This is a genomic window from Actinomadura soli (assembly GCF_005889715.1).
In the GTDB taxonomy this organism is placed as follows: domain Bacteria; phylum Actinomycetota; class Actinomycetes; order Streptosporangiales; family Streptosporangiaceae; genus Spirillospora; species Spirillospora soli.
Genome location: NZ_VCKW01000425.1, coordinates 1 through 4,521, shown reverse-complemented (window position 1 = coordinate 4,521; position 4,521 = coordinate 1). Strand labels below are relative to the sequence as shown.

Here is a 4,521-nt window from a genome sequence, read left to right as displayed (position 1 = left end):
GCTTCAACGTGCCCGTTTCCGCTGGTGGTCCGCTGTTCGCGGTGTCGGTCGCGGACAAGGGTCTGCGCTGGTACGAGGTGGTCGAGCGGGGCGTCGCCGGGCACGGCAGCATGCTGCCCGACGACAACCCGATCCCGCGGCTCGCGGAGACGACGCTGCGGCTGGTGTCGGCCGCGCAGCCGTACACGATCACCGAGCCGATGCGGCTGCTGGCGTCCCGGGTCGCCGGACGTCCCGTCACCGACCCCGACGAGGTCGCGGACGTGCTCGCCACGCGGACCGGCCCGTTCGGCCGGATGTTCGCCGCCGGGATCCGCACCACCGTCAACGTGACGCGGATCGGCGCGGGCTACAAGGAGAACGTCATTCCGGGCGAGGCGTGGGCGCGGTTCGACTGCCGTTTCGTCCCGGGCCACGAGGACGGCGTGGACGAGCACCTCACGTCCGGCGCGGGCGACGGAACCGAGGTGTCGCTGCTGCGGCGCAGCCCGTCCGTCCTTTCCGACCATGAGAGCGAATGGTTCGGGCTGCTCACCGAAGCGCTGCGGCAGGTCAGTCCCCGCTGCGAGGTCGCGCCGTTCGTGTTCAGCGGCGGCACCGACAACAAATGGTTCCGCACACTCGGGATGGAGACGTACGGCTTCACGCCGATGCTGCTTCCCGCAGGCTACGACTATCCCGCGATGTTCCACGGCGTGGACGAACGCGTCCCCGTGGACTCCCTCAAATTCGGCGTGCGAGTGATGGAAAGACTGATATCCCTATGAGTCGAACACGAGCACGCACCCGAGCCCGAGGGCCCAGGGTTGCGATCATCGGCTGCGGGTTCGGCGGTATCGCCACCGCGGTGAAGCTCAAGAAGAAGGGCCTGACGAACTTCACCGTCTTCGAGCAGTCGGACGGCCCGGGCGGCACCTGGTGGGACAACCGGTATCCCGGCTGCGAGGTCGACATCGCGTCCCACGCCTATTCCTTCTCCTTTCTGACCTACGACTGGACGCGCACCCACGCCGGTCAGGCGGAACTGCAGCAGTACGCCGAGGACGTCCTCGACCGGTTCGACGTCCGCCGCCATTGCCGCTTCGGCGTCCGCGTCGAATCGGCCAGCTGGGACGCGGAGGCGGCACGCTACGACGTGCGGCTCGCGTCCGGCGAGACGGAGCCGTTCGACGTGGTGATCAGTTGCCTGGGCCTGCTCAGCCGGCCGCGCTACCCCGACTGGCCCGGCCTGGACGACTTCGAAGGCCCGAAGTTCCACACCGCCCGCTGGGAGTCGTCGCACGACCTGACCGGCAAGCGCGTCGCCGTCGTCGGCACCGGTTCCACGGCCACCCAGGTCGTCCCGGCCATCGCCGAGCAGGTCGAGCAGTTGTACGTCTTCCAGCGGCAGCCCGGCTGGATCCTGCCGAAAGGCGAGCGCGACTACACGCCGCGCGAACGGGCCGTTTTCCGGCGGCTGCCGGTCGTCCAGAAACTTCGGCGGCTGCGGCTGTTCTACCAGTTCCGGGTCATGTTCAAGGGATACGACCTGCACGGGAAACGGCAGCAGCAGAACCTTCGGCTATGCCGCGAATACATCCGTACCACGGTGGACGACCCGGAGCTGCGCGCCCACCTCACACCCGACTATCCGTGGGGCTGCAAACGTCCGGTATTGGCGAGCGGGTTCTATCCGGCGCTGAACCGCCCGAACGTCGAACTCGTCCCGCACGCGGTCACCCAGGTGACGCCCAAGGGAATCGTGGACGCCACCGGCACCGAACGCGAAATCGACGTCCTCGTCATGGCGACCGGATTCCACGCGACGAAGTTCCTGGCCTCGATGGACGTGCGCGGCACCGGCGGCGTCTCCATCCACGACACGTGGAAGAACGACCCGAGGGCCTTTCTCGGCATCACCGTCCCCGGATATCCGAACTTCTTCATGCTGTACGGCCCCAACACGAACGGCGGTTTCTCCGTCCTGGCGCAGCTCGAACGGCAGGCCGAGGTCGCGGTGCGGACGATCGCCCGGATGCGGCGCAAGGGGCTGCGGGTCGTCGACACCCGTCCGTCGGCGGCGGAACGGTGGGTGCGGTGGGTCGACCGGCAGCTCGTCAAGCACGCGTCCGCGATGGGGGCGAACTGCACGAACTATTACCACGCCGAGTCCGGACGGAACGTCACGCAATGGCCGAAGCCGCACGGCGAGTACTACCTGCTGACCAAGACGCTGCCGTACGTCGGCTTCATCGAAGTGCGCTGACAATGCACGGTCTAGAGGCACTCCGCGACGCCGACCCGGAGTTCTACGCCGCCTGCGTCGAACTGGCGACCGTCCCGCGAAATCACCCCGCCGCGTCGGACGCCACCGCGCCAGACGCCGCCGGGTTGGATGGCGCCGGGTTGGATGGCGCCGCATTGGACGCCAAGACCCGGGAGCTGATCTCCCTGGCGGTCAACGCCGCCGTCACGCACCTGCACGAGCCCGGTATCCGGCGGCACGTCCGCGCCGCCCTGGACCACGGCGCGACCCGCGAAGAGATCATGGAGACGTTCCAGCTCACGGCCGTCCTGGGCATCCACGCGGCAAGCACCGGCTTCCCGCTCCTGCGCGACCTCGCCCCGCCATCGGACGACGGCGTCGACCGCGAAGCCATCAAGGCGGAGTTCGTCCGGCGGCGCGGCTATTGGGACGCGGCATGGGAGGACGTCCTCCAGCGCGCACCCGCATTCTTCGCCGCCTACCTGAACTTCTCGGCGATCCCGTGGCGCCGGGGCGTCCTGGAGCCCAAGGTCAAGGAACTCATCTACATCGCGATCGACGCTTCGGCCACGCACCTGTTCACGGACGGCCTGAAAGTCCATATCGACAACGCCATCGGCCATGGCGCGACACCGGACGAGATCGTCGCCGTATTGGAGATCGCGAGCACGATCGGCATCCAGACATTGGAAGTCGGCGTCCCCATCCTCCAGGAGGAACTAGCCCGACGCCCCGCCTCCGGCTAGAGATGCCCGAATGGCATCCGGCAATTCCCGCAGCCGATGCATGGGCAACTCCAGCAAGGTCGCATCCCGTGCCCAAGGCGCGACCTCGGCAACCATGGCGCGCGTCTGCCGCTTGGTCAGAGCCCCATGGACGTCGATCAACGCGTCCCGCCAGGTGTTGGCCACCTTCCCATGCGCCCGATCCATCACCGCTCGGAGAATGCGCCACACCGAATCATCACGATGCTCGTCCGTCCTGCGAACAGCCTCAATCACGGGCCCGTCGGAGCGCAGCTCGTAAACAGGCTCCAGAATCACCTTGAGATCCGCCAGGTCGACCGCCTCCGGCGACACGACCCGAACCCGCTCGGCCCGGGTCGCCAGCAACACCCGCGCCAGCGACGCCTCCATTCCGGCGGGCAAAGCCACACCGGCCTGCCGCACCTTGGCGGCATACGGTTTGGCCAGCCAGGTGCTCAACCGAACACGCGGCACCTCGGGCAGCACGTCCTTCGGCCACGCCCCCACCAGCACGTCCGGCCGGACGTCCCCCAGATCCTCGGCCGACACCTTCAGCTGCTCCCGGGCCTCGACCGCCTGCGGCCCCTGCGTGTAGATGGCGGCGCTGAACCGATCCGCCCGCGCAGTAGCAGCCGGAAGGCTCTTGGACGTAGGACGAAGCACATACAAATCGGCAGCAGACCCGATGGCCTCGGCCCCGGAGTACCGATTGAAGTCCGGATAAATGGCTTCTGACACCAGGTTCAAATCGCTCAACGCATTCTGGACCTTCAAAGCCAGCATCGGCGTCCGGTCGCTGGCGCCATACGCCAGCAGCACCCGTCCGCTCCCTTGCTCACGCAGACCTTGAATGCCCCGCGCCACGAACAACCCGACCCCATCGGCCGTATAGGGCGGATCCGTAACCACCAAATCGGCGAACTCCACCGCCGAGCCCGGAAGCCCGAGCCGCAAATCCGCCCACCGCGTCCGGACACTCAATCCCAGCTCCGCCGCACGCTCATCGATATAAGCGAGAATCCGCTCATCGATGTCGACCACCACGGTCTCGACCTGCGGATGGATCATCCCGACCGCGAGCGAGGTCAGGTCATGGTCACCGACGCACAGCAACCGCGCGTCCGCGAGCCAGAACCGCGCCCCCAGCAGCAGCGCTCGCCGCACCACCGTCTCCGGCGTGGCGGCCACATGATCGAGAACATGCCGCCCCCGCGGCGCCCCCGCGATGAACTCCCTCAGACGCTCAACCACGGCCTCGTACTCCGCCAGCAGATGCCCAACAGGATCGGCCGCCGCAAACGGCCGATGCCCACCCTCCAACACCTCACCGACCTGCCGCCCCTGCTCAGCGCCCAGCCGGAACCGATCACCATCACGCTCCACCGCGAGCCCGGCCAGCAACGCCTCCACAGACCGCCGGGGCGCCGCGCTTTCCCGGACGAGATCGGCCAACGTCCACCAACGCCCGTCCACCAGCAGACTCAACGCCGCGTGGACCCGCCGGGGATCCATGCCCTCCACACCCGGAAG

4 protein-coding genes are annotated in these 4,521 nt (G+C 67.9%); 3 read left to right on the top strand and 1 reads right to left on the bottom strand.

Annotated elements, in window-relative coordinates:
• The 3 genes from ETD83_RS39720 to ETD83_RS43300 all read left to right on the top strand — a co-directional run.
• Positions 1–767: M20/M25/M40 family metallo-hydrolase (locus tag ETD83_RS39720; protein WP_138650412.1), on the top strand; the 767-nt coding region annotated here is incomplete at its 5' end.
• Entirely contained in the window at positions 764–2,245 is a 1,482-nt protein-coding gene (locus tag ETD83_RS39715; RefSeq protein WP_138650411.1) for a flavin-containing monooxygenase, read from the top strand. The genes ETD83_RS39720 and ETD83_RS39715, both read left to right, overlap by 4 nt.
• Before the next feature lie 2 nt (positions 2,246–2,247).
• Entirely contained in the window at positions 2,248–2,991 is a 744-nt protein-coding gene (locus tag ETD83_RS43300; RefSeq protein WP_171064711.1) for a carboxymuconolactone decarboxylase family protein, read from the top strand.
• Here ETD83_RS43300 and ETD83_RS39705 read toward each other — a convergent pair.
• The coding region (locus tag ETD83_RS39705) for a bis-aminopropyl spermidine synthase family protein (RefSeq protein WP_329603062.1) at positions 2,965–4,521 on the bottom strand (1,557 nt) is incomplete at its 5' end. The two genes, ETD83_RS43300 and ETD83_RS39705, sit on opposite strands and share 27 nt — an antisense overlap.

What these genes read in the sequence shown, in the direction of transcription:
- ETD83_RS39715 (WP_138650411.1), top strand. Translation starts at nt 764, where the DNA reads ATGAGTCGAACACGAGCACGCACCCGAGCCCGAGGGCCCAGGGTTGCG.
- ETD83_RS43300 (WP_171064711.1), top strand. Translation starts at nt 2,248, where the DNA reads ATGCACGGTCTAGAGGCACTCCGCGACGCCGACCCGGAGTTCTACGCC.